The sequence below is a fragment of the Streptomyces sp. NPDC001868 genome, assembly GCF_040297125.1.
Taxonomy (GTDB): Bacteria; Actinomycetota; Actinomycetes; order Streptomycetales; family Streptomycetaceae; genus Streptomyces.
The window spans coordinates 12,532-36,083 of sequence record NZ_JBEOYO010000021.1 but is presented as its reverse complement, the minus strand read 5'-3'; the positions used below and the strand labels follow the sequence as shown (position 1 = coordinate 36,083).

19 protein-coding genes, 1 other RNA gene and 1 pseudogene are annotated in these 23,552 nt (G+C 70.0%); 7 read left to right on the top strand and 14 right to left on the bottom strand.

Annotated features, from left to right (window positions below; translation table 11 throughout):
• Positions 1–20 precede the first annotated feature (20 nt).
• Genes ABT147_RS24190 through ABT147_RS24180 form a run of 3 tightly spaced genes read left to right on the top strand, consistent with a single transcriptional unit; the run spans position 21 to position 5,294 of the window.
• Positions 21–1,772 carry an AIPR family protein gene (locus ABT147_RS24190; RefSeq protein ID WP_351409491.1) on the top strand — a complete coding sequence of 584 codons (1,752 nt, stop codon included), beginning with the start codon at positions 21–23 and terminating at the stop codon, positions 1,770–1,772.
• A 46-nt stretch (positions 1,773–1,818) separates the two neighbouring features.
• Entirely contained in the window at positions 1,819–3,144 is a 1,326-nt protein-coding gene (brxD, locus tag ABT147_RS24185) for a BREX system ATP-binding protein BrxD (RefSeq protein WP_351409488.1), read from the top strand.
• A complete protein-coding gene (locus tag ABT147_RS24180; protein ID WP_351409486.1) occupies positions 3,144–5,294 on the top strand; it encodes a DEAD/DEAH box helicase in 2,151 nt (716 codons plus the stop codon). Before brxD ends, ABT147_RS24180 begins: the two co-directional genes overlap by 1 nt.
• A 161-nt stretch (positions 5,295–5,455) precedes the next feature.
• Here the strand turns inward: ABT147_RS24180 and ABT147_RS24175 are convergent, their stop codons facing one another.
• The 10 genes and pseudogenes from ABT147_RS24175 to ABT147_RS24130 form a co-directional block, all read right to left on the bottom strand.
• The gene (locus ABT147_RS24175; protein ID WP_351409484.1) at positions 5,456–7,123 is read right to left on the bottom strand and encodes an SWIM zinc finger family protein; all 1,668 of its coding nucleotides are present in this window, start codon (positions 7,121–7,123) and stop codon (positions 5,456–5,458) included.
• Positions 7,020–7,313, bottom strand: coding sequence for a hypothetical protein (locus ABT147_RS24170; RefSeq protein WP_351409688.1), 294 nt, complete (start codon positions 7,311–7,313; stop codon positions 7,020–7,022). Before ABT147_RS24170 ends, ABT147_RS24175 begins: the two co-directional genes overlap by 104 nt.
• A 366-nt stretch (positions 7,314–7,679) precedes the next feature.
• Positions 7,680–9,104 carry a DUF6177 family protein gene (locus ABT147_RS24165; protein ID WP_351409482.1) on the bottom strand — a complete coding sequence of 475 codons (1,425 nt, stop codon included), beginning with the start codon at positions 9,102–9,104 and terminating at the stop codon, positions 7,680–7,682.
• A gap of 184 nt (positions 9,105–9,288) precedes the next feature.
• Positions 9,289–9,744 carry a hypothetical protein gene (locus tag ABT147_RS24160; protein ID WP_351409480.1) on the bottom strand — a complete coding sequence of 152 codons (456 nt, stop codon included), beginning with the start codon at positions 9,742–9,744 and terminating at the stop codon, positions 9,289–9,291.
• 26 nt (positions 9,745–9,770) lie between these two features.
• The gene (locus ABT147_RS24155; RefSeq protein WP_351409478.1) at positions 9,771–12,023 is read right to left on the bottom strand and encodes a hypothetical protein; all 2,253 of its coding nucleotides are present in this window, start codon (positions 12,021–12,023) and stop codon (positions 9,771–9,773) included.
• A complete protein-coding gene (locus ABT147_RS24150; protein ID WP_351409475.1) occupies positions 12,023–12,412 on the bottom strand; it encodes a DUF6507 family protein in 390 nt (129 codons plus the stop codon). Before ABT147_RS24150 ends, ABT147_RS24155 begins: the two co-directional genes overlap by 1 nt.
• 320 nt (positions 12,413–12,732) lie before the next feature.
• An RNA gene (rnpB, locus tag ABT147_RS24145) (RNase P RNA component class A) lies at positions 12,733–13,145 on the bottom strand.
• Positions 13,146–13,299: 154 nt separating this feature from the next.
• A pseudogene (locus tag ABT147_RS24140) lies at positions 13,300–14,079 on the bottom strand (DMT family transporter); the annotation flags it as partial.
• 87 nt (positions 14,080–14,166) lie between these two features.
• Positions 14,167–15,003 carry a helix-turn-helix domain-containing protein gene (locus ABT147_RS24135; RefSeq protein WP_351409474.1) on the bottom strand — a complete coding sequence of 279 codons (837 nt, stop codon included), beginning with the start codon at positions 15,001–15,003 and terminating at the stop codon, positions 14,167–14,169.
• A gap of 95 nt (positions 15,004–15,098) precedes the next feature.
• Positions 15,099–15,674, bottom strand: a complete 576-nt coding sequence (locus tag ABT147_RS24130) for a Uma2 family endonuclease (RefSeq protein ID WP_351409472.1) — start codon at positions 15,672–15,674, stop codon at positions 15,099–15,101.
• A gap of 176 nt (positions 15,675–15,850) precedes the next feature.
• On the opposite strand from ABT147_RS24130, the gene ABT147_RS24125 reads away from it, so the two are divergent.
• Together ABT147_RS24125 and ABT147_RS24120 are read left to right on the top strand one after the other, a co-directional pair.
• The gene (locus tag ABT147_RS24125) at positions 15,851–16,630 is read left to right on the top strand and encodes a MerR family transcriptional regulator (protein WP_351409470.1); all 780 of its coding nucleotides are present in this window, start codon (positions 15,851–15,853) and stop codon (positions 16,628–16,630) included.
• Positions 16,627–17,277 (top strand): hypothetical protein, encoded by a 651-nt coding sequence (locus ABT147_RS24120; RefSeq protein WP_351409467.1) that lies wholly within the window; start codon positions 16,627–16,629, stop codon positions 17,275–17,277. Before ABT147_RS24125 ends, ABT147_RS24120 begins: the two co-directional genes overlap by 4 nt.
• Here the strand turns inward: ABT147_RS24120 and ABT147_RS24115 are convergent.
• A complete protein-coding gene (locus ABT147_RS24115; RefSeq protein ID WP_351409465.1) occupies positions 17,228–18,721 on the bottom strand; it encodes an RNB domain-containing ribonuclease in 1,494 nt (497 codons plus the stop codon). The two genes, ABT147_RS24120 and ABT147_RS24115, sit on opposite strands and share 50 nt — an antisense overlap.
• Positions 18,722–18,898: 177 nt before the next feature.
• Between ABT147_RS24115 and yaaA the strand changes: the two genes are divergently transcribed.
• Both yaaA and eda read left to right on the top strand, forming a co-directional pair.
• A complete protein-coding gene (gene yaaA, locus ABT147_RS24110) occupies positions 18,899–19,705 on the top strand; it encodes a peroxide stress protein YaaA (protein ID WP_351409686.1) in 807 nt (268 codons plus the stop codon).
• A gap of 118 nt (positions 19,706–19,823) precedes the next feature.
• Positions 19,824–20,468, top strand: coding sequence for a bifunctional 4-hydroxy-2-oxoglutarate aldolase/2-dehydro-3-deoxy-phosphogluconate aldolase (gene eda, locus ABT147_RS24105; protein WP_351409463.1), 645 nt, complete (start codon positions 19,824–19,826; stop codon positions 20,466–20,468).
• A 37-nt stretch (positions 20,469–20,505) separates the two neighbouring features.
• On the opposite strand, the gene ABT147_RS24100 is transcribed toward eda, so the two are convergent.
• From ABT147_RS24100 to ABT147_RS24090, 3 genes are read right to left on the bottom strand one after another with little or no spacing between them, the layout of a single operon-like run.
• Positions 20,506–21,876 (bottom strand): bifunctional RNase H/acid phosphatase, encoded by a 1,371-nt coding sequence (locus ABT147_RS24100; RefSeq protein WP_351409460.1) that lies wholly within the window; start codon positions 21,874–21,876, stop codon positions 20,506–20,508.
• Positions 21,877–21,909: 33 nt separating this feature from the next.
• On the bottom strand, positions 21,910–22,653 hold the full coding sequence (locus ABT147_RS24095; protein WP_351409683.1) for a zinc ribbon domain-containing protein: 744 nt from the start codon (positions 22,651–22,653) through the stop codon (positions 21,910–21,912).
• Positions 22,650–23,525, bottom strand: a complete 876-nt coding sequence (locus tag ABT147_RS24090; protein WP_351409458.1) for a Nif3-like dinuclear metal center hexameric protein — start codon at positions 23,523–23,525, stop codon at positions 22,650–22,652. The genes ABT147_RS24095 and ABT147_RS24090 overlap by 4 nt, the downstream gene beginning before the upstream one ends.
• Between the last annotated feature and the right edge of the window lie 27 nt (positions 23,526–23,552).

Genomic DNA, 23,552 nt, shown 5'->3' with positions numbered 1-23,552 from the left:
CCACCGATGAGCCGGGAGCCATGAGCGCCAACGACCGTGTATTGATCAACCAGATGATCGAGGAGCGCCGCACCGCCCGCGCCGTCCCTCTCTCGTTCGACGCGGCCTTCGAGAGGTTCGCCAGTGAACACGCGCTGCACGGCTTCGGCCTCTCGGAGGAGGAGATCGAAGCCGGTGTGATCGGTGGGGCGAACGACGGTGGCATCGACGGCGCGTACGTCTTCCTCGGCGGCCGGCTCCTGCACGAGGACAGTGAGATCCTCCAGCCGGGTTCACCCGTCTCGAACATCGAGGCCGGAACCCAGCTGACGCTCTGGCTCGTCCAGGCCAAGACCAGCCCCGGCTTCTCCGAAGTCGCCTTGGACAAGGTGGCGTCCACCTGCGCGAACCTCCTGGACATGGAGGTCGACGAGGCCACCGTCGGGATCCTGTACACCGAAGACCTGCTCGCCCGCTTCAGGTTGTTCAGGACGGCGCTGCTGCGACTCCTCACCCGTCATCCGACCGTCCTGATCAAGTTCTCGTACGTGACGCGCGGCGAGGCGAGCGAGGTCCATCCCAAGGTCCAGGCGAAGGCCAAGATCCTGGAGGCGCAGTTCTCGAACGCCTTCGCCATCTCCACCGGCGAGGTGGAGTTCCTTGGCCCCGCGGAACTCTGGAAGCGTGCCAGCACCCTCCCCTCGTACACCCTGGAGCTCCCCTACCGGGAGAGCATCACCCACGGGACCAGCCATATCGCACTCGTCTCCCTGGGCGAGTACATCGACTTCCTCAGCGACGAAACAGCGGCGATCAAGTCCCACATCTTCGACTGGAACGTCCGCGACTACCAGGGAAACGTCGAGGTCAACCGGGAGATCACGGCATCTCTCCAGAACCCCGGAGCACCCGAGTTCTGGTGGCTGAACAACGGCATCACCATCGTGTGCTCACAGGCCACCTCCATCGGGAAACGGCTCAGCCTCTCCGACGTACAGATAGTCAACGGTCTCCAGACCTCGTACACGCTCCACGAGACGCTCAAGGAGCTCTACCTGAGCGATCCCGCCGACCCCGTCTTCGACAGGCTGGTGCAGGTCCGCATCCTCGTCACGGTGGACCAGGCGGCCCGTGACTCCGTCATTCGCGCCACCAACCGGCAGACCAGCGTGCCGGTCGCCTCGCTCCGCGCCACGGACGACATCCAGCGGCAGATCGAGTCGTACTTCCTCGAACACGACTGGTTCTACGACCGGCGCAAGAACTTCTACCGAAACCAGGGCAAGTCGGCCGACCGTATCGTCAGCATCCCCCTGCTGGCGCAGTCCGTGATGGCCATGGCGCTGGGTCAGCCCGACTATGCCCGCGCCCGGCCTTCGAGCCTGCTCAAGTCGGACACCGACTACCGCCGCGTCTTCTCCGACAAAACAGAACTCCCCGTCTATCTGTGGCTGGCCAAAGCGCAACGGCAGGTGGACGAGTTCCTGCAGTCGGCATCGGATCCCGTCGCCCGTTCACTGCACACCAACCTCCGCTTCCACCTCGCCCTGCTCGGTGCCGTGGACCTCGTGGGACGTGTGTTCAGCAAGCCGGAAGCCCTGAACAACGCCGCCCGGGAGGACGTCTTCCCGACCTCCACGCGCCTTGAGTCGTTGTGGACATCACTCCAGGAACAGTTCGACACATTCCAGCGGGAGAGCCGGTCGGGGCCTGACAAGACCGCGAAGAGCAGCGACTTCGTCACCTACCTCACGGCGAACCTGGGATACGGCAGCCTCCGCCGTCCCCGGTGACCTAGGAGCACGGTCCGCAACCCGGCGCAGATGGGACAATGAGCGAGTGATCGATCCGCGCCCTTCTCCCGTCTCCGCCGCCCGGCGGCGCACCGCCCTCGACGCGCTCCGGCGCGGCGCGGTGCCCGAGAGCGGCCTGGATCTCCTCGCCACCGGCCTCGACCGTTTCGAGGCCGCGCTCGACGCGGAACTCGACGCGGTCGCTTCGGGAGCCTCGGTCTTCAAGGCCGTGCGAGGCGAGTACGGTTCCGGCAAGACGTTCTTCATCCGTTGGCTCGGGGAACGCGCCAAGCAGCGCAACTTCGCCGTCTCCGAGATCCAGATCTCGGAGACGGAAACTCCGCTGCACAAGCTGGAGACTGTCTACCGGCGCCTCACTGAGCGGCTGTCCACCCCGAGCTTCCCGCCGAGTGCCCTGCGACCCGTGGTGGACGCCTGGTTCTACGCCCTGGAGGAGGACGCTCTCGCCGCCGGCGCTGACGAGGACGATCTGAGCAGCGCGGTGGAGGAACTGCTGGCCGCCCGGCTGACCGAGGTGTCGCGGCACGCCCCGTCCTTCGCGGCCGCACTGCGCGGATACCGGTCCGCGCTGGCGGAAGGGGACGAGTCGACGGCGGCCGCCGTCCTCGCCTGGCTCGGCGGCCAGCCCCACGTGGCGGCGGCGGCCCGCCGGTCCGCAGGGGTGCGCGGCGACCTGGACCACTTCGGGGCACTTGGCTTCCTGCAAGGGCTACTCACCGTCCTACGGGACTCCGGCCACCGGGGACTGTTCGTCGTACTGGACGAGGTGGAGACCCTCCAGCGAGTCCGGTCGGACGCCCGAGACAAGGCGCTCAACGCGCTGCGGCAACTGATCGACGAAGTCCATTCCGGGCGGTTCCCCGGCCTCTATCTGGTCATCACCGGCACACCCGCCTTCTACGACGGTCAGCAGGGCGTGCAGCGGCTCCCACCTCTCGCCCAGCGACTCGCCACGGACTTCACGACCGATCCTCGGTTCGACAACCCCCGGGCGGTCCAGCTGCGCCTGTCCGGGTTCACCCTGGAGTCGCTGACCGGCCTCGGGGTGACCATCCGTGATCTCTACGCGTCCGGGGCGGACTCCCCCGACCGGATCAAAGCCCTGGCGGACGACACGTACATCACGGCTCTCGCCCGTGCGGTGGGCGGAGCCCTCGGCGGCAAGGTGGGCGTCGCGCCCCGGCTCTTTCTCAAGAAGCTGGTCGGCGACGTCCTCGACCGTATCGACCAGTTCCCGGACTTCGACCCCCGGCAGCACTACCGGCTCACCGTAGGCGGCAGTGAACTCACCGACGTCGAACGGAACCTCGCCGCATCGTCGTCGGCCGACGACATCGACCTGGACCTGTGATGACGTCGGCCGCGGACCCCGTCGACAGGCTCGACCCCGTCATCCTGCATCACGTGGTCAACACCCTGGGCTGGCCCGACCTGCGACCTCTGCAACGAGCCTCGATCGATCCGGTGATGGACGGTGAGGACGCCGTGCTGCTCGCGCCCACGGCCGGTGGCAAGACCGAGGCAGCCTGCCTGCCAATCCTCTCGGCCATGTCCGCCCAGGGCTGGACCGGCACCTCGGTCCTCTACCTCTGCCCGCTCAAGGCGCTTCTCAACAACCTGGTGACCCGCGTCGACGGATACGCCCAGTGGCTCGGCCGCAGCGCGGCCCTGTGGCACGGGGACACGAAAGAGTCCCAGCGCCAGCGCATCCGTACCGACAGGCCCGACATCCTTCTGACGACACCCGAGTCGCTGGAAGCGATGCTGATCGGTGTGAAGACGGACCACGCACACCTGCTGGGCGGGATCCGAGCCGTCGTCGTCGACGAGGTCCACGCGTTCGCCGGCGACGACCGGGGCTGGCACCTCCTGGCGGTGCTCGAGCGTCTGCAACGCGTCGCGGGGCGTCCGATCCAGCGGATCGGACTGTCCGCAACCGTTGGGAATCCGCAGGAACTGCTCATCTGGCTGCAAGGGTCCGGCACAGGCCGACGCCCGGGACGGGTCGTCGCCCCGGACATCACGAGCCACGCGTCCGGCGAGGGCTCCGCGAGCGGCGTGACCGCGTCGCCGCCAGGAGACATCGAACTCGACTACGTGGGCTCCCTTTCCAACGCGGCCAAGGTTCTCGCAGTCCTGCACAAGGGCGAGAAGCGACTGGTGTTCTGCGACTCCCGACGGCAGGTCGAGGAACTGGGCGCCGCGCTCCGGGCGCGTGAGGTGACGGTGTTCCTTTCGCACGCGTCACTCTCGGCCGACGAGCGAGCAAGGTCAGAACAGGCCTTCGCCGAGGCACGGGACTGTGTCATCGTCGCCACCTCCACCCTGGAACTGGGCATCGACGTCGGCGACCTGGACCGGGTCGTCCAGATCGATTCGCCCGGCACTGTCGCCTCGTTCCTCCAACGCATCGGCCGTACAGGGCGTCGGCCGGGGAGTACCCGAAACTGCCTGTTCCTGGCCACGCGCAAGGACACCTTGCTGCAGGCTGCTGGTCTGCTCCTCCTCTGGGGCCGCGGCTGGGTCGAACCAGTCGTCCCGCCGCCCGAACCACGCCACCTGGTCGCTCAACAGTTGCTCGCCGCAACACTCCAGGAACACAAACTCGGCGACCAGCTGTGGTCCGAGCAGTGGAACGGCCTCGCGCCCTTCGACCGTTCGGCCGCCCCCATCCTGCGTCACCTGACGGAGGAGGGTTTCCTGGACACAGACGGCGGCATGCTGTTCATCGGCCCCGAGGCCGAGCACCGTTTCGGGCGTAGGCATTTCATCGAGCTGACCGCCTCATTCACCGCGCCACCGCAGTTCACGGTGCTGTCCGGGCGCACCGAGATCGGCCGGATGGATCCCTCCGTACTCACCGAGGAACGTCCAGGCCCACGACGGCTGCTACTGGCCGGCCGTAGCTGGCAGGTGACGTTCATCGACTGGGGACGGAAACGTGTCTTCGTGGAACCCGTCGAGAGCGGCGGAATCGCCAAGTGGTCGGGAGGCACGCTCGCCGGCCTGTCGTACGCGCTGACGCGGGCCATGCGGGATGTCCTCCTGGGTGCGGATCCGCCTGTCTCCCTCACCCGGCGAGCCGAGGCCTGCCTTCAGGAATGGTGTGACGAGGATGCGCCGCACTTGGTCCATCCCGGTGGCACGCTGGTGGCTCGGCAGGGCAATGACGTCCGTTGGTGGACGTGGGCGGGATATCGCGCCAACGCGACGCTGGGCGCAACGCTGCCGTCGATCGCCGACCCGGTACAGCGCCCGACGGACTGCTACCTGCGTCTGCGGGAGAACCTGAACCCGCATATGTGGCGCGCCGCGCTCGATTCCGCGAAGGCCGGACCCTCGCTGGTCCTCCCCGATGTCGACCAGAGAGCAGTGCGCGGGTTGAAGTTCTCGGCCGCGCTTCCCCAGCGTCTGGCCGTAGCCACATTGTCGGCTAGGCTCGCCGACTTCGACGGTGCACAGGCGGTGCTGTCGGAACCCGTGCGCTTCACCACGAATTAGACACGAGTCGCATCGTCACCCACTCACTCTGATGGGTGGCGAGCCGGGTCGGACAGCCGCTCCGTCGACACCGAGTCTCCACCGTCTCCGAGCATGTGTGGAGCGGCTCGCCGACCCATGCCGCACGTTGACCAGTTCTCCGCCATCGCCGATCCCCCGGCTCATAGCCCCTGTGCGTCCATCAGCCGCATCAAATTTCGCTTGCGCCTCTGGGAGGCGCGCAGGGCGGCGACGTACGCGGTGAACGAGTCCGGTGTGCCCAGGTGGCCGTGGCAGTCCCGGATACTCAGCAGCAGGCCGACGAATTGCTCGTAGACCGCGTTGCCGGTCTGCGTGGTCAGCGGCTCGGTCAGGCGGAGATAGACGTCGAGCGCGTCGGAGGGGCGGTCGGCGCGAACCTGGTCGGCGAGAGTGAGCCACTGTCGGTCGTCGGCGCCGATGTCGGTGGCGGCCTGCCAGGCAGCGGCCGCGTCCTTGTCGTCGAGCAGGGCGTCGACCAGAACGGAGCCGCCGTACCCGCCGTGTCGCCGTCGCTCCGCGTCAGCGCGCAACAGAGCCAGCGCGCCAGCGCGCTCGGCCGGCCAGCAGCCGGCGGCCCGTGCTGCGGCGCGTAACTGCTGGTACGCGAGCAGGGAGCGGCGGGCGCCGAAGTGGTCGCGGCGCAGGGCGACGGCATCGGGGAGCCGGTCCGCCTGCGTGTAGCGTTCGCAGACGTGGTCGACGAGGGCGGTGTCGACGGCGGCGAGGTCCGGGGCTTCCCGGAGGCCGCGCTCCGCCCAGCTCAGGGCCTCGTCGGGGCGCCGGGCGGTGTCCAGCTCGCGGGCGATGACCAGGTGCGTGTGGCCGTTCGGCGTCAGGTCGGCGGCGTGCACGGCGATCACCGTGTCGATGTCGCCTCCCGCCTTGGCCAGGCGTTCCATCAGGTACTTCTCGGCCCACCCGGCGCGGTTGTCCCGCCATGCCTCGACCACCAGCTTCCGCAGGACGGTCATGCCCGCGTCACCGAGGATGTCCTCGTAGTCGAGCGGATCGATGTCGGTGAGGCCGTCGTCGAGCGCTTGGCCGACCAGCCAGTGCGCCAGTTCCTCCGGGTCCGGACGGGCGGAACGGCAGGCTTCGAGATGGGCGTTGGCGAGGTCGGCACCGACCTGTCCGAGCCATCCGTCGGAGTCGTCGACGCTCTCCGCGGCCCCGGCCAGCAGCCGCATCGCCTCCCGTGTCAGCTCGATCGCGTCGGCGGCCCGTCCGGCGCCGGTGAGCGCCCCGATCGCGGACACCGCCTGCCCGGCCTGGTCGGCGTAGGCGCGGGCATCGGCGTACTCGACGTACCCGTACTGCGCGAACCGGCTTACGTCGAGCAGTTCACGGATGCGCGCCCGGACCCCGGCGTGGTCTCCACGGGCGGTCGCGGCCCGCAGCTCGAGGCGGCGCCGCAACTGCCGGTCCTCGCCGACCTGTTCCCTCACCAGGGCGAGCAACTCGTCCTTGGACAGCGCGGACAGCCATGAGTAGAGATCCTCTGTGCGGTGCCTGGCCGCCTTCCGCTGCCGCAGCAGGTTCTCTCGCTGGGCGAGCACGGTCAGGCCGAGAGCCACCAGATGCTTGCAGAAGTTGCCCTCCATTCCGTAGGGGCAGTCGCACTCACCGCCCAGCCCTCCGGGGGCGTCCAGCGTCAGCTCCACCTCGTACCGCTCCGTGCCGTGGACGCTCGCGGTCACCCAGCCGTCACCGACCTCGACCCCGGATACCGCGTCGAGGTAACCGAGCCCACGTTCGAAGGAGCGAGCGCCGGCCAGCGCTTTGAGGTTCGCCTTGGTGAGGTCGTCCATGGTTCCTTCCTGCCTCATGGTTTCCTTCCTGCCTAATGCGAGGTCTTCCAGGAGGAGGTCCAGCGCCGCATCCTCGTGCAGGGGCGACCCCCAACGCCTCCATGGTCGAAGCCAGTTCCGCGTCCCACGTCACCTCGACCGGCGTGCCGCTGAGCGAAGGCAGTGGTGCTCCGTGCGGTTCCGTGCCCATCGCGAGGTACTCGTAGTCCGCGGCGGTCATACGCCACGGCTCCGCCCCGTACAAGCCGTCAGCCGTCAGCCGTACGCCGTACGCCGTACGCCGAGATCCTCGTCGCTCGACTGCGCGCCGTCGAGCAGGAAGTCACCAGCGTCCTTGCGCAGCAGTCCGACACCGACATACGAGCGGGCCGGTCACCCACGAGGGTGGCCGAACGGGAAGTGATCAGCGTCGACGCGGTGGCACAGCTCCCTCGGCGAGCGATGCGACCACTACCGTGGGTTCGGGATCAACAGGGTGTTCTGTTCAAGGGCGTTCCGGTGCTGCACTGCCTGGATTGCGCTAGGCGACGCTTCGCTCCTTCCTCATCAGGCCGATTCATTCCGCTCCAGGAGCGGCCTTGAGGTGGGTGGTGAGGTGTTGGAGCGCGGTCCATGCGTCGGCGTCGGTTCCGTCACCCAGGGGGTAGTGCAGGGCAGGGTGCGCGTGCGTGCCGAGTTGTCGCGGGCGCAGGGCGACGGGTGGCCGTCGGGCGTGGGCGAGGCCAATGGCGTTGACGTCTCGGGCGCCGAGGGTGAAGGACACCGGGATGGGCGGGGCCTCCAGACGTGGGGTCAAGGTCAGGTCTGCGCGAGCTGCCCGGAGCGTGGTGAGCATAGACACCAGACCATGCTCGTCGACCAGCGCGGACGCTAGAGATTCGACGGCGTCCAGGGGAACGTCCGCAGCAGACATGTATCCGAGCGTGAGCGTGATGTCCTGGGCGACGCCGGCCTTCGTACGCGCTATGCGGAGGGTGGCGATGGATGGACGGTCCGGAGCGCCGATCGCGACCAGGTGGGTCGGAGTTGGTGACCGGTCTCGGGCCAGGTCCGTCAGCTGGCGCGGCGACCAGGGCAGGTTGACCGGCTCCGACGTGCTCCACCCCACCGGTGCCTCGCCTGTCAGGTGGCGCCAGGCGGTCTCCAGGCCGCGGCCGAGGAGCAGGTCGGCGGTTGGGGCCTGGACCGTCCGGAACGTGAAGGTCAGCTGGCGCTCGGAGGTCGGCTCGGTCTGCTGGGTGAAGGCGGGGGCGACTGTCGCGCCGGTCGGGGTGAACGTGCCCTGCTGCCAGGCGAGGGGGACCCCGGACAGGCCGTCGTAGTAGCCGCCGGCCGGGGCCTGGATCACCCACCGGTTGGGGGCTCCCCTGAGCGCTGTGCGCAGCGGGAGCGTGAGCCGGGCCTGAGGTGGAGTGACCAGGTGCAGGGCGCGGTTGGTGGCACTCGCGGTGCGCAGGACGTCGGAGAGCCAGGTGGTGAAGGGGAGGACGGGACGGTCGGAGATGACGACCGCTGTGGACTCGGTCAGGACATCGACCGAGGAAACGTCGAGAGCGGACGGAGCGACGACGTCCTGTGCGTCATTGCGCGGCTCCTCCTGCGGGATGGCCACCACACGTGTCGTACCCGCGGCGCGCGGCCACACCGTCCCGCCGAGCAGCGTGGTCAGGCGCCCGCACACCGAGCCCGCGAGGGGTTCTGCCTCGGGTACGGCTGCCGAGGCGCGAGCCTCAGTCCACCAGTACGGCGGCGGGGGTGCGGACACGTCACTGCCGAAGAGGCGTTCCGCTTCGCCGGGTATGTGGATCAGGAGCGGTGCCTCGACGGAGACCAGGGGACGGCCGACGCGTGTACACAGCTGGAGGACGCCGCCGTCACCGGTGGAGGTCAGCCCCAAGTCGGGACCGCCGGCGAAGAGGCCGGCGAGCAGGGTGCGGGTGTCCGGCATCTTCGGGGTCAGGGCGACGGCGTCTTTGGTCACAAGTGGGTCTCCGACGGCTGCGGGGTGGTCCGGGAACGTTCAGCGGGCGCGGTCTGGCGGAGGGCGGGGGCGGAGTGGCCGTCGTCCGAGTGCAGCCAGGAGCGTCGCTCGGCTGTGTCACTTCGAGGAATAGCTGTCTCTGCGACTCCTCGCAGGTGCGCCTACTCGCGGACAGTGGACAGCGTCAACCGTTGTTCTCGATCTCTGATGCCAATCCCAGAGTGAGTTGTGCGCTCGCCAGTAGGCGGGTGATTTCGAGCGGGCGGTTGGCGAATTCCGTTCTCACGACATCGATCGGATCGACCCGGCGGATCAGTCCGTCGCGCCCGGTAGCCTCGACGACGTAGCGGTACCCGGTGGGGCTTGCGAGATCGTCCACGAGGAGCCAGCGCGCGCCGTACGTCTGGATCAGGAAGTCGGCGACGAAGGACACCAGGTCCAGATGCAGGGTGACCCAGTCGGACTCCTCGAACTCGTCCAGGGGAGCGCGGGACACGTAGTCGTTCAGAGCCGGAATGACGCTCATCGGGTCACGCGAGTAGGTCTCCGCAGGGACCCCGAGCATGTCCGCGATATCGATGGCGTTCTGACGCCTCTCCTCCGCCCATTCCTCTAGATTCGGTTCGTTCACGTTCACCATCTGGTGCGCCTTTCGCGGCTTCAGAGCTACTTGGGGGGTGGTCCGTACTCGACGAAGATAATGCGGGCCTGGATCAGATAGTTCCGCAGGGCCTGTGACGGTGGCGCGTGGGTGAAGACCCAACGGGGATCGAACGCCGGGTCCTGGCGACGTAGCGCCAGGTCCTTGTTGATCTGCTCGATGATCCCGTTACTCAGGGGGACTTCGCCTTTCACAGGCTTCGTGCTGCCGTCCTTGAGAGTGATCGTGCGCCACTCCAGGTAGTGCTTGACCTCGACGGCCAGCGTACGGCCGCCCGGCATGTCCACCGGAACGTCGACATTGCGGCCCCCTGGCGTCTGCACAGGGTGGTACGGATGGTCGTTGGGTGACACGCGGTAGTGCCGCTCGGCCGCACCACCCACCATCTGACGGACGAAATCCTCTGCGCCTTTGTAGCGCGCCCGACCGTGGCGCATACGCTGCATTTCGCGCAGGGTGCGCTCCGCCCGGCCCGGCAGAAGCTCCGGACGAGTCAAGTCGGGTTCGCCATCAGGCGTGTCGGACCGGTGCGCTTGATCCGGGCCCTCACCCGATTCAGTAGGCGAGTCGTCCGACTTCTGCGGATCCGCGGGCTCGCGCTCGGCCGAGCCGTGGTCGTGCCCAGAACCGTGAGCGCCGTCGCCGTGACCTGTCCCTGCTCCTGCGCCGCCGCGCCCTCCTGTCCCGCCGCCGGTTCCGGACCGCTCAGCGGCTCCTCCCCCTGAATGTCTCCCTGCATCACCGTCGCGCGCGGCTGCATGGCCGCCGTCGGTCCGGCCTGTCTGCCCCGGTGCCTGTTCACCGGCACGCGCGGCGTCAGTGGTGTGTTCGGCTCGGGCGCCGACCCCGGCCGGCTCGCGCGGGCGATCCGCATGGGCGGGCTCGCCCAGTCCCGTACGGTCGTTCGCGGAGAGTTCGTGCGCGGCCTCATCCGCGTACTGGCGGACACTGCCGTTGGCGTTGAGGACGTCGCCGGTCCTGGTATCGAGGTAGACGCGCTTGCCTGCCTGATCGACGTACTCGACGGCGTGCTCGGGGACGGAGGCGGCGCGTTCGGCGTGCGGGGTCGGCTGATCGGGCAGCGTGTACCTGCCGCCGCTGCCTGCCAGGTCCAGCTGGGCCCCGGTGTCCAGGTTCTTCAGCGCGCTGAAGGCGTCGCCGACCTTCACGTAGGCGAACTTGCCCGCCTTGCCGACATACGTGAACGGGTCGACGGCCCGGCCCACCTTGCCCACGACCGACACCGCACGGGCCGCCGCACCGGTCCGGCCGGCGCCGGTGGCCGCCGCGCCCGCACCTTCGGTGCCCAGGAGGCCCAGGACGTTGAAGCTGACCGTGCCGGCCGCGCGGGCGGGATTGCTCTCCCACGTGTCCCAGGCGACGAAGCCCTTGACGGTCTGCTTGTAGGTGGTGCGGGAATCGCGCAGCCACGAGGGGAGTTTGTCGTCCGGGACCAGCCACCAGGTGCCGAGGGTGGCACCGGTCAGGAACGACGCGGTGCCGAGCTTGGCCAGGCCCGTCCACGCCTCGCCCGCCGCGTCCGAGCCGTCCGCACCGAACAGGGTGCCCACTCCGTGGACCGTGGCCATCACACCATCGGTCCAGAAGCCGTCCCAAACCTGACCGGACGTGTGCGTGAACCAGTCCCAGCCCTCGTACTCCTGCTCAACCGCCGCACCCCACGGGGTCTCCTTGGCGTGATCGAGGTCCTCGGCGCGATAGCCGTACATGTTCTCGCCGTGCGAGCCGTCGTCGACGGTGAGCGTGGTGCCGCCGACCAGCGCGGTGATCTTGTTGTGGCAGGCGAGTTCGGCGGCCTGGAAGGCGGCGACCGTGTTGTTGACGTCGTGCCACAGGTCGTTGTTGGTGTCGACCTTGTCCTTGTCCTTGCGCCAGTCGTCATCCCCGGCCACCGAGTCGACGAACGTCCGGGCATCCGCCTTGAGCGTCGCCAACTTCTCCACCAGCGGCCTGACTTCGACGCCGTACTCGTCCAGCGCCCCGGCGACCTTCTCCAGATCGTCCGCGAACGCGTCCGACTTCGCCTTCACCGGCTGCGTGGACGAGAACAGGTCATGAGCCTCCGGGGCACGGTAGAAGGCCGACAAGCCCTGGAAGGCGGTGTGTAGATCAGCGCCCGAGGCCCGGAACTGGCCCGCGTTCGCGTACAACAGCATCACGTCGACGCCCAGCGTGGGCAGGTCCCCGAGGAACTGCGGTATCCCGGAGGGGTCGATCAGATTCGCCTCGTCCGCCATCACTGTCCTTTGGCCGGTGAATCGACCCCGGGCAGCTCGACCTTCGGCTCCTTGGCCGCCTCACGCTGCGCGTTGCCCGCCAGAGTCAAGTCGCCCTCGATGTAGTGCCCGGTGGCTTCGGCGGCCCCGTTCAGCGATTTGGACGTGCGCTCGGCGATGTAGAGCAGGTCATGGCTCCACTGCTGCAGAAACTCACCCAGAGCGGCGCCCACCACCCCGACCGTGCTCGTGTAGGGCCCGTACTGGCTGGTGATCATCCCCGCTGTCGAGGCGGCCTCCTCCAGGTTTCCCTGCATCGCCGAACCCGCCTCCGACAGGTTCTTCGCATGTGTACCCGCCGTCTTCAGGACACCGCGCACCCCGACCGGATCTATGTCCCACCCCGTCACACTGCTCTCCCAACCCCCGTACGCACTGCGCGTCCCGCATGGACATGGATGAGGGATCTGCCGCCATCCATCACGCGAAGCTTCGACGACTCGCACATTTTATCGATCACCGAGCATGATCTCGCGTGGGCTTTGCAGACACAACGCCTCACCACAACAAGGGGCTGGATCCAGTCACCATCGGTGGCAGCGACCGGTGACGCACGGGATTCGTCGAGGAGGCGAGCCGTTCTCCGCCTGCTGCGCCAAGCCTCCAAGAGACTGGAGAAGGCCTCCGGCACAGATACAGGAACGCTCATAAGGCAAAGCCACAGGAGCGGCAGACGAGTCGGGCTGTACGCCGGGTTCTGTCACCCAACCGCCTCGCGGCGGCCGGGGAGACGGCCATCCATCTAGGGCCGGCGTTGCCGCCGGCCTCGTGCGGTCTACCCGCGGACTCGGGCGGGCAGCCCTCGAACGTCCGCGCAGGGCCACCCTTCTTGCGAAGAGGCGGCCCCTCTTGACCTTGCTCCGGGTGGGGTTTACCTAGCTGCCCAGGTCGCCCTGGGCACTGGTGGTCTCTTACACCACCGTTTCACCCTTACCGGGGACCGAGGTCCCCGGCGGTCTGTTTTCTGTGGCACTGTCCCGCGGGTCACCCCGGGTGGCCGTTAGCCATCACCCTGCCCTGTGGAGCCCGGACGTTCCTCGGGGAGGTCCGTGAGGACCTTCACGCGGCCGTCCGCCCGGCTCGTCTGCCGTGTGGACCATGCTACCCGGCGCCCACCGGTCCTCTGCGCCGTCAGTGCCGTCGGTGCCGTTGATGCCGTGGATGCCGTCGATGCCGTTGCCAGGAACGAGCCCGCCAGGATCAGGGCGAAGGACGCCAGGATCCCGGGAGTGAGGCGCTCGTCCAGGAACAGCGCTCCCGCCGCCACCGCCACCGCCGGGTTCACGTACGTGAAGACCGTCGCCCGGGTCGGGCCGACCTCTCGGATCAGTTCCAGGAAGGCTACGAAGGCCAACGCCGTGCAGATCACGCCCAGGGCCACCAGGGAGATCAGGGCCGGGGACGAAGGGAGCGTCGACGGTCGGGTCAGCGCCGCCGCGGGGGCGTAGACCACCGCCGACAGGAGCAGGACCGGGGCTATCAGCTGGAGGGTGGGGACCTGCTTCAGGTGGCGGGCCATGATCAAGGGGGCCGTCGCGTAGCCGATCACCGTGATCAGGACCTCGGTGAGGGAGAGGACGTTGCCGCCGGTGAGGTGGGGGATGGTGAGGACCGCCACGCCTCCCAGGCCCAACGCCAGGCCCGTCATACGGCGGGCGCCCAGTCGTTCCGTGTCGCCGAAGTAGCGGGCCAGGAGCACGCTCACGATCGGTACGCCCGCGATCAGGAGGCCGGCCGTGGAGCTGGAGAGGTGGCGTTCGGCGTCGGTCAGGGTCCACCAGGGGCCGATCACCTCGATCACGGCGAAGGCGAGCATCGGGCGCCAGTGGTCCGTCACCACGCGGGGCAGCCCCCCTTGGCGGATCGCGAAGGGAAGCAGCAGGGCCGCGCCCAGGGCACAGCGTACGAAGACGACCATGGACGGGGAGACCTCGTCCACCGCCACTTTGATCATCAGATAGGGGATACCCCAGAGGACTCCCATCAGGGAGAAGAGGAACCAGCCGCGTGCAGTCATGGGGTGAGTTTCGAGGCATGGGGCGCCATCCGTCTTGAACGCTGTTGCACGCCCACGCGCGGCCCTGCGGGGTCGGCCCCGGCGTCTCTACGGCCGCACGCTCGTCCTGTACGCCGCCGGCGTCACCCCCAGCACCTTCCTGAACCAGCGCGTCATATGGGCCTGATCGGCGAAGCCCACCTGGCCGGCCACCTCCGCCGGGCGGCCGCCCGCTTCCAGCAGGCCCCGGGCCCGGCTCACCCGGTGCTGGGCCAGCCAGGCGTACGGGGGCATGCCCATGGTCGTGCGGAAGGCGCGGAGGAGCTGGTAGCGGGAGAGGCCCAGGTCGGTGGCGAGGTCGGCGAGGGAAGGGGGAGCCACCAGCTCGTCGGCCAGGCGGTCCCGTACGGCCAGGGCGAGGCCGCTCGCGCCGGGGAGCGTGTCGGCGGTCGCGCGGGACGTGGAGTGGCGGCGGGCCAGGGCCGTGAGGAGCCAGGGGAGGCGGGACTCGGCCTCCAGGGGGTCGGGGCAGGTGCTCAGCTCGGTGTGGGCGGTGCGCAGGGCGGCGGCGAGTTCCGGGTCGTGGAGGAGGGGCTCGCGGAAGTGCGGGGTGCCGCCGAGGATGCCGTCGGTGAGGAGGGCGGGGGTCGGGTAGAGGGCGCGGTAGGCGTAGGTGCCGTAGGCCGACTCGCCGGTGTGGACCTCGCCGGGGGCCAGGACGACGATCGAGCCCTCCCCCACCCTGAGGCCGCCGCCCCGGTAGTCGATGCACGAGGCGCCGAGGACGCAGATGCCGATGCTGAATTCCTCGTGCGTGTGCGGGGCGTAGCGGTGGCGGTCGAAGCGGGCGGTGAGGAGGTCGAGGGGGCGGTCGGGGCGGCCGAGGGTGGCCCTGGTCCAGCTGGTGGTCTGTCCGCTTGCTCCGCCGCCGGCCACCTCACGCACCCCTCTCGCAGGCTGTATGGGGTGCAACATTCGGGTGGCCGGGTTTCATACCGCCCGCGTCGGCCGACATGCATGGCTCAGCCGACACTCATGGCTCAGATGAAGTCCGCCGTCTCCAGGTCGAAGGCGAAGGGGACAGGGAGAACGAGCGGCTTACCGAAGGCGCGCGTGCAGTGGTCGCGGTAGTCGTCCTTCTCCGGGCTGCTGAAGAGTGTGACCTGGGATGTGTCACGGTCGGCCAGCAGGTAGAGGGGGATGCCGCTGCGGGCATAGCAACGGCGCTTGATCTCACGGTCGGCCTTCGGCTTGGTGGATGTCACCTCCACCACCATGGCAACACCGTCGCAGGGCATCCAGGAGCCCGCGCTCCCGAAGGGATCCAGCTCGATGGGAGCGAAAGTGGCGTCAGGGACCACGAAGTTCTTGGGGCAAGCCTCCCCGCGCCTCAGGATCAGCCCCTTGTTCCCGGAGAAGTCCATGTCCGCCCGAGACCGCTTGATCACTTGCCTCACGATCCGGCTGATGTATTTTTCGTGCTCCCCGTCCGGCGGCGGCGTCCCTACGGTCTCCCCCTCGATCAGCTCCGCCCGGAAACCCTCCGGGGTGTCCAGGGCGAGAAACCACTCCAGCAGGACTTCCTGCGAGAGCGGCTCATGGGCCATGGCAGTCATGTCACGCCCCTCCTTCTTCGGTCGCTCGCCAGACTGGGACATCGGCTGATCACCTGGCCGTGAGATCGGGAACCGTTCCCTCGATCGTGGCACATGATCCCGGTCACCGTCAGTCGCCATCAGTCACCGAACCCGTCGCTTGACCCTGCCGCAGCGTCAACGTTTCTACTGGTCGTATGCGGATCGGAGAACTCGCCGCGGCCGTCGGGGTCACCCCACGAGCCGTACGGCATTACCACCACCTCGGGCTGTTGCCGGAGCCGGAGCGGCGGGCGAACGGGTATCGGGACTACACGTTGCGGCACGCGGTCGTGCTGGCGCGGATCCGGCGGTTGACGGAGCTGGGGCTCGGGCTGGCCGAGGTGCGGGATGTGCTCGCGGACGATGCCGGGCGCGAACTCGTCGAGGTGCTTGGGGAGTTGGACGAGGATCTGGCCCGGCAGGAGACGGAGATCCGGGAGCGGCGGGGGCGGTTGCGGGTCCTGATGACGGACGCGCGTGCCGGACGGCTGTCGGCCGAAGGGCCCGTGTCCCCCGAACTGGCCGCCCTCTTCGGGAAGTTCGGGCCCGCGCCGCAGTCCCCGATGGCCGTCAAGGACCGGGAGGTGTTCGCGCTCCTGGACACGACCGCGACGCCCGAGGCACGGGCGGAGATGCTGGCCGCGCTGGAGAGCATGATGGCGGCACCCGGCGCGGTGGAGCGGGCGCACGAAGCGTACGCGCTGCTCGACGCGCTCGCCGACGCCGAACCCGACGACCCCCGGGTGGCCGAGGCGGCCCGTCTGCTGGCCGACCTCATTCCGCCGGACATGGTCCCGCAGGACACCCCCATCGACGACGACGGCGGCAACACCGGCACCGGCAGCTTCCTGCGCGCCCTCTACGCCGACTTCGCCCCGGCCCAGGCGGAGGCCATCCGCCGCACGCTCCGGATACTGATGGAGGACCGCCGATGAGGAGCACTTACCGAAGTACCTACCGGAATGCCTACCGGATCGCCCACTCCCTCGTCCGTCATGAACTCCTGCTGCTGGGCAGCCTGTTGCGCTGGGTGGCGCGGCGGCCGCACGGGGTCGGGGAGGGCCGGCGGGCGTTCGGGTACGCGCGGGGGCAGGGGGCCATGATGTTCGGGTTCGGGTTCGTGTGTGTCGTCGAGACCGTGACCATGGCCGTCCTGCTGCACGACTTTCCGCTCGTCCACCAGGTCTTCCTCGTCCTCGACCTCTATACGATCCTCATCGTCGCCGGGCTCCACGCGGCGTCCGTGACCCGCCCCCACGTCCTCGACGGTACGACCCTGCGTCTGCGCCGCTTCGCCACCGTGGATCTGTGTGTGCCGCTCACCGCCGTGGCGTCGGTGCGACGCGAGCTGCGGACGACGCACGAGAAGCGGGACGGTGAGCTGAACATGGAGGTCGGTTCGCAGACCACCGTCACTGTCCAACTAGCCGATCCCGTCTCGTACTTGACCTTCTTCGGCCGACGCCGGGAGGTGCGGCTGGTCCGCTTCCACGCCGACGAGTCCGATCAACTCGTACGTCTGATCAGGGAGTTCACGCCGGAGCGAACCGTACCTTCGCCGCTCCCGGCTCGGCCTGCGTGAGCCGTACCCGCAGCCGCTCCCCCAGCGGGAGCGGGGAGCCAGGGGCTCCCACTACGCGGCCGACGACCGCCGGTGACTCCAACTGCACGGTACCGACGGTGAGTTGATCCTCCTCCACGTCCACCACGCACCCCTCGAAGACCTCCCCCACCCGGTCCTTGAGCAGCGCCGCCTCGACGATGTCCACGCACTCGCGCTCCACGCGTCCGGCGAGGCGGGTGCCCCCGGCCATCTCGTCGGGGAGGGTGTCGAAGGCCGCCAGGACCCAGTCGGGGGTCGGGGTGTCGGCCGCCGCCGCGAGGCAGATCTCCGAGGCGTAGCGGTCGACGAGGCGGCGCAGTGGGGCCGTGCAGTGGGCGTAGGGGGCGGCGACGGCGGAGTGCGTGGTGATGTCGGGGAGGGAGCCGTCGCGGAAGGGGGTGTAGTGCGCGCCGCGGAGCAGGGTCGTGCACTCCAGGAGGAAGGCGGCGTGGCGGGGGTCATGCGGGTCGAGGGAGCGGATCAGTCGCGCGTACGAGACGTGGTGCGGCCAGTCGATGCGCAGGGCCTTGGCCGTACGGCGGAGGCGGCCGACCGCGCCGTCCGGTGCGGCGGGGAGGGTGCGCAGGACGCCGGTGCCGTGGGCCAGCATCAGTTCGGCCGCGGCCATGCCGGTGAGCAGGGAGATCTGGGCGTTCCAGCCGTCTGCGGGGAGAGGGGCGCGGTAGGTCAACTCGTAGGTGCTGTTGACGGTGTCGACAGTGCTGTTGACGGTGTCGGTGCGCTCGGTGATCTCCTGCTCGGGGATATTGAGGGAGATGCCGCCGCGTTCCACTTCGAGGCGCTCGCGGCGCTGTCCGATCTCCTTCAGCAGGGCGAGGGGTTCCTCGGCGGTGCCCGCGTCGATCTCCTGCTGTACGCCGGCGTAGTCCAGCTTGGCGCGGCTGCGGACCAGGGCCCGGCGGACGTCGACGCTCTCGGTACGGCCGTCCGCGTCGAGGTCCAGGGTCCACAGGACCGCTGGGCAGGTGTGGGCCGGGAGGAGACTGGCGGCGCCCTCGGAGAGGCAGGCGGGGTGGAGGGGGACCTTGCCGTCGGGGAAGTAGAGGGTCGTCACCCGGCGGTGGGCCTCGGCGTCCAGGGCGCTGCCGGGGGTGACGAAGGCGGCGACGTCGGCGATGGCGTAGCGGACGCGGTAGCCGCCGGGGCCCGAGCCGCTGCCCGGCCGCCGCGACAGGTGCATGGCCTGGTCGAGGTCGGTGGAGGTGGGCGGGTCGATGGTGAAGAGGGGGATGTCCGTGGCGTCGTACGACGGGAGGCGCGGGGACTTCGCGGCGTGTTCCGCCTCGACGAGGACCTGGAGCGGGAAGACGTCGGGCACACCGAGTTCCCCGCGCAGCGCGCGCAGGGCCGCCCGGAGAGGGGCCTCGGCGGCGCCCTTGACGCGGAGGTGGCGGCGGGGCATGGGTCGAGCGTAGGGCGGGGCGGGCGGGGTGGCATCCCGACGGCGGCCGACCAGCCCGGGGGCGGTCGGGAAGGCGACCCGGCGGGCTTTGGGAGCCCTGCCTTCCCACCCCGTACGCTGTCGCGGAGCCCTGAACCGCCTGAGCCCCTGAGCCCCCGTGAACTAGGAGTAGTGACCGTGCTCGTCCTGCTGCCCCCGTCCGAAGGCAAGGCCCCCTCCGCCGGGGGCGCTCCGTTGAAGCTGGAGGGGCTGTCGTTGCCGGCGCTCAACGGGGCGCGGGAGGCCGTGGTCGGTGAGCTGGTGGAGTTGTGCGCCGGGGACGAGGACAAGGCGCGGGAGGTGCTCGGGCTGAGTGAGGGGCTGCGCGGGGAGGTCGCCAAGAACGCGGAGCTGCTGACGGCGGGGGCACGGCCGGCCGGGCAGGTCTATACGGGGGTGCTGTACGACGCCCTCGACCTGGCCACCCTGGAGACCGCCGCCAAGCAGCGGGCGGCGCGCCAGTTGCTGGTCTTCTCGGGGCTGTGGGGCGCGGTCCGGGTGACGGACCGTATCCCGTCCTACCGCTGCTCGATGGGCGTCAAGCTGCCCGGTGTCGGCGCGCTCGGCACGCACTGGCGTACGCCGATGGCGTCGGCGCTCCCCGAGGCCGCAGGCGACGGGCTCGTCCTCGACCTGCGCTCCTCGGCGTACACGGCCGCGTGGAAGCCGAAGGGCGAGGTGGCAGGCCGGACCGCGACCGTACGGGTGCTGCACGCGCCGACCCGGAAGGTCGTCAGCCACTTCAACAAGGCGACCAAGGGCCGCATCGTACGGAGTCTGCTGTCGGCCGGGATCGCGCCCAAGGGCCCGGCGGAGCTGGTGGAGGCGCTGCGGGACCTCGGGTACGTGGTGGAGGTGGAGCCTCCGGCCGGGGCCGGGAGTGGCGCCGGGCGCGGGGCCGGGAAGGCGTGGACGTTGGATGTGCTGGTGGACGAGGTTCACTGAACCTCACCCCTCCCCCACTCCCCATCCTCACTCCCCTTCCCCACCCCCCTCCCCCTTGCATATTGCAGCATGCGCAACGCTCGTTGTGCATGCTGATACCCGCGGGCAGGATGACGGCATGTCCACATCGGTGTCCCCGTCCTCGCGCGTGTCCGTCCTCGACCTCGCGCCCGTCCTGCCCGTGGTCGTCGTCGACGACCCCGTCGACGCCGTGCCGCTCGCGCGGGCGCTGGTCGCGGGTGGGCTGCCGGCGATCGAGGTGACCCTGCGGACGCCGGGCGCGCTGGACGCCGTACGGGCGATCGCGGCGGAGGTTCCGGCGGCGGTGGTCGGGGTGGGGACGGTCATCACCCCGGCGCAGGTGACGGAGTCGGTCGCGGCGGGCGGACGCTTCCTGGTCAGCCCGGGGTGGACGGACGTACTACTGGAGGCGATGCGGGCGTCCGGGGTGCCGTTCCTGCCGGGGGTGTCGACCGCGTCGGAGGTCGTGGCGCTGCTCGAACGCGGGGTGCGGGAGATGAAGTTCTTCCCGGCGGAGGCGGCGGGCGGCACGGCGTATCTGAAGTCGCTGGCCGGGCCGCTGCCGCGGGCGCGCTTCTGTCCGACCGGCGGGGTCGGGCCGGCCAACGCGCCGGAGTATCTGGCCCTCCCCAACGTCGGCTGTGTGGGCGGTACTTGGATGCTGCCGGCCGATGCCGTGGCCGCCCGGGACTGGGGGCGGATCGAGGGGCTGGCGCGGGAGGCGGCGGCGCTCAGGCGCTGAGCCGGCGGTGCCCGCCCAAGGCCTCCACCGCCACCGTTCAGCGCAGGTGTGACGTGTCGTTGAGGAGGCGGAGGGTGGCGTTGCCGTCCGCGTAGTAGGCCAGGGCCGACAGCGAGGCCGCCGAGAGTTCCATGCGGAACAGGGACTCCGGGGGTGCGCCGAGGGCCAGGCGTACGAGGGTCTTGATCGGTGTGACGTGGGAGACGAGCAGGACCGTACGGCCCCGGTGCGCCGCGACCAGCTCGTCCCGGGTGACGGCGACGCGGTGGGCCACGGCCTCGAAGCTCTCGCCGCCGCCGGTGGGTTCGGCGTCCGGGGAGGCCAGCCAGGCGTTCATGTCGTCCGGGTACCGCTCCCGCACCTCGCCGAAGCTCAGGCCCTCCCACGCGCCGAAGTCCGTCTCCCGCAGCCCGTCCTCGACCGTCACCCTGAGCCCCAGCCGGGCGGCGACGATCCCCGCCGTCTCACGGCAGCGGGCCAGCGGCGACGACACGACCTCCTGGATCGTCCCGCGGGCCGCCAGCGCCGCGGCGACCCGTTCCGCCTGATACCGGCCGACGTCGGAGAGGGAAGGGTCCGACCCGCCGCTCCCCGAGAACCGCTTCTGGGGGGTGAGGGCGGTCTCGCCGTGGCGCAGCAGTACGAAGGTGGCGGGGGTGCCGAGATCGGGGGCGGCGGAGGCGACGTTCGTCGCGGCGCGGAGGTCGGCGGCGGCTTTGGCCGACCGGGAACCACCGGAGGCGGCGGGAGCGGCGGCAGCGCCGCCGGAAGCATCGGGCACATCGGAAGCGCCGGCAGCACCGGCAGCACCGGCAGCACCGGCAGCATCCTGAACGTCAGGGCCCGCTCCCCGCGCTCCCGCCAGTGCCGCTCGCGCCCTCGCCGCGCCGGCTGTCGCGTCCCCGGGTGGGCCCGGCGGGTCCGAGGGCGTGGGCCTCGGAGTCGCTCCGGCCCGGGTGTGCAGCTCGGCGGTGGACGCCGACGGCGACCACCGCTCCCCCCGCTTCCCCGCGTCCATCGCCTCGTTGGCGAGGCGGTCGGCGTGCTTGTTCTGCTCGCGCGGCATCCACTCGTAGGTGACCCGGCCGGGCGGGAAGACGCGGGCGGCCTCGGCGGCGAGGGGCTTCATGTCGGGGTGCTTGATCTTCCAGCGGCCCGACATCTGCTCGACGACGAGCTTGGAGTCCATACGGACCCGGACGGACGCCTCCGGGTCCAGCTCGTACGCCGCCTTCAGACCCGCGATGAGCCCGCGGTACTCGGCGACGTTGTTCGTGGCGACCCCGATGTACTCGGCGGCCTCCACCAGCGTCTCGCCCGTCACCGCGTCGAGGACGACGGAACCGTAGCCCGCGGGCCCCGGGTTGCCCCGGGAACCGCCGTCGGCCTCGACGATGAACTCCCGCACGACACAAGCCCCTTGCTGGTCTCGATCGGGTCCCTAGAGGCCCGACTCGGACGTACGCACCAGGATGCGGCCGCAGTTCTCGCAGCGGACGACGGTGTCGGGCGTGGCCTTGCGGATGTCGTTGATGTCGGTGATCGACAGCTCCTGGCGGCAGCCCTGGCAGGTGCGCTGGTACAGCTTGGCCGCGCCGATGCCGCCCTGCTGGTCGCGCAGCTTGTCGTAGAGCTTGAGGAGGTCTGCGGGGACGGACGCGGAGATGACCTCGCGCTCCTTCGTCACCGTCGCCACCTCGGCGTCGATCTGCTCGAACGAGGCGTCCCGGCGCGCGGTCGCGTCGTCGACCTTGCCCTGGACGGCACCGACCCGCTCGGTCAGCTCGGCGACCCGCTCCTGCGTGGACTCCCGGCGCTCCATGACCTCCAGGACGATGTCCTCCAGGTCGCCCTGCCGCTTGGCGAGGGAGGCGATCTCGCGCTGGAGGTTCTCCAGGTCCTTCGGGGAGCTGACCGCGCCGGAGTCCAGGCGCTGCTGGTCGCGGACGGCGCGCTGACGCACCTGGTCCACATCCTGCTCGGCCTTGATCTGCTCGCGGGCGGTGTCGCTCTCCTCGGTCTGCGCGGCCACGAGCAGGTCGCGCAGCTGGGTGTGGTCCTTCGTCAGCGACTCGATCTCGGCGTGCTCGGGCAGCGACCTCCGCTTGTGCGCGAGCTGCTGGAGGCGTACGTCCAGGCCCTGGACGTCGAGGAGTCGGATCTGGTCGGCGGGCGCGGCGTTCAGTTGGGGGCTCCTAGGGAGTCAGAGAGGGGGGAGGATGCCGCGTGGGCGGTCCAGGGGTCGGTGACCGTCTTGGAGACGTGGACGCGCAGGTCCCAGCCTTCCCGGTCGGAGATCTCGTCGAGCTGGGCGGCGGCCAGCTCGCACCAGGGCCATTCGGTGGCCCAGTGCGCCGCGTCGAGCAGCGCGAGAGGTGTGTGGGTGCCTTCGGTGGTGCGGGCGACCGCCTCGGAGGCCGGGTGGTGGCGCAGGTCCGCGGTGAGGAAGGCGTCGACACCGGCCGCGCGTACGTCGTCGAAGAGGCTGTCGCCGGAGCCGCCGCTGACGGCGACCGTGCGGACGAGCGCCTCGGGGTCGCCGGCGACCCGGATGCCCTGCGCGGTGGCGGGCAGCCGCTCGGCGGCCCGCGCGGCCAGCTCACGCACGGTCAGGGGGTGGTCCAGCTCGCAGACCCGGCCGAGACCGCGCCGTCCGGTTGGGTCGGCGGGATCCGGTACGAGGGGGCGTACGACCCTGAGGTCCAGCGCGCCGGCGAGGGCGTCGCTGACTCCCGGGTCGGCGGTGTCGGCGTTGGTGTGGGCGACGTGCAGCGCGATGTCGTTCTTGATGAGGGTGTGCACGACCCGGCCCTTGAAGGTGGAGGCCGCCACCGTCGTCGTACCGCGCAGATAGAGCGGGTGGTGGGTGACCAGCAGGTCGGCGCCCAGCTTCACCGCTTCCTCGACGATCTCCCGCACCGGGTCGACGGCGAACAGGACCCGCGCGACCTCCTGGTCGGGGTCTCCGCAGACCGTGCCGACCGCGTCCCACCCCTCGGCCCTCTCGGGCGGCCAGAGGGCGTCGAGCGCGGCGATGACTTCAGACAGACGGGGCACGGACAAAGGCTACCTGCACCGCTCCCG

Bases quoted from the DNA above. Each gene is read 5' to 3' on its own strand.
- ABT147_RS24120 (WP_351409467.1), top strand. From the start codon at position 16,627: ATGAGGAGCACTTACCGAAGTACCTACCGGAATGCCTACCGGATCGCC.
- ABT147_RS24190 (WP_351409491.1), top strand. From the start codon at position 21: ATGAGCGCCAACGACCGTGTATTGATCAACCAGATGATCGAGGAGCGC.
- ABT147_RS24125 (WP_351409470.1), top strand. From the start codon at position 15,851: ATGCGGATCGGAGAACTCGCCGCGGCCGTCGGGGTCACCCCACGAGCC.
- ABT147_RS24115 (WP_351409465.1), bottom strand. From the start codon at position 18,721: ATGCCCCGCCGCCACCTCCGCGTCAAGGGCGCCGCCGAGGCCCCTCTC.
- ABT147_RS24180 (WP_351409486.1), top strand. From the start codon at position 3,144: ATGACGTCGGCCGCGGACCCCGTCGACAGGCTCGACCCCGTCATCCTG.
- eda (WP_351409463.1), top strand. From the start codon at position 19,824: ATGTCCACATCGGTGTCCCCGTCCTCGCGCGTGTCCGTCCTCGACCTC.
- ABT147_RS24130 (WP_351409472.1), bottom strand. From the start codon at position 15,674: ATGACTGCCATGGCCCATGAGCCGCTCTCGCAGGAAGTCCTGCTGGAG.
- ABT147_RS24175 (WP_351409484.1), bottom strand. From the start codon at position 7,123: ATGGACGACCTCACCAAGGCGAACCTCAAAGCGCTGGCCGGCGCTCGC.
- ABT147_RS24170 (WP_351409688.1), bottom strand. From the start codon at position 7,313: ATGGGCACGGAACCGCACGGAGCACCACTGCCTTCGCTCAGCGGCACG.
- ABT147_RS24155 (WP_351409478.1), bottom strand. From the start codon at position 12,023: ATGGCGGACGAGGCGAATCTGATCGACCCCTCCGGGATACCGCAGTTC.
- ABT147_RS24160 (WP_351409480.1), bottom strand. From the start codon at position 9,744: ATGGTGAACGTGAACGAACCGAATCTAGAGGAATGGGCGGAGGAGAGG.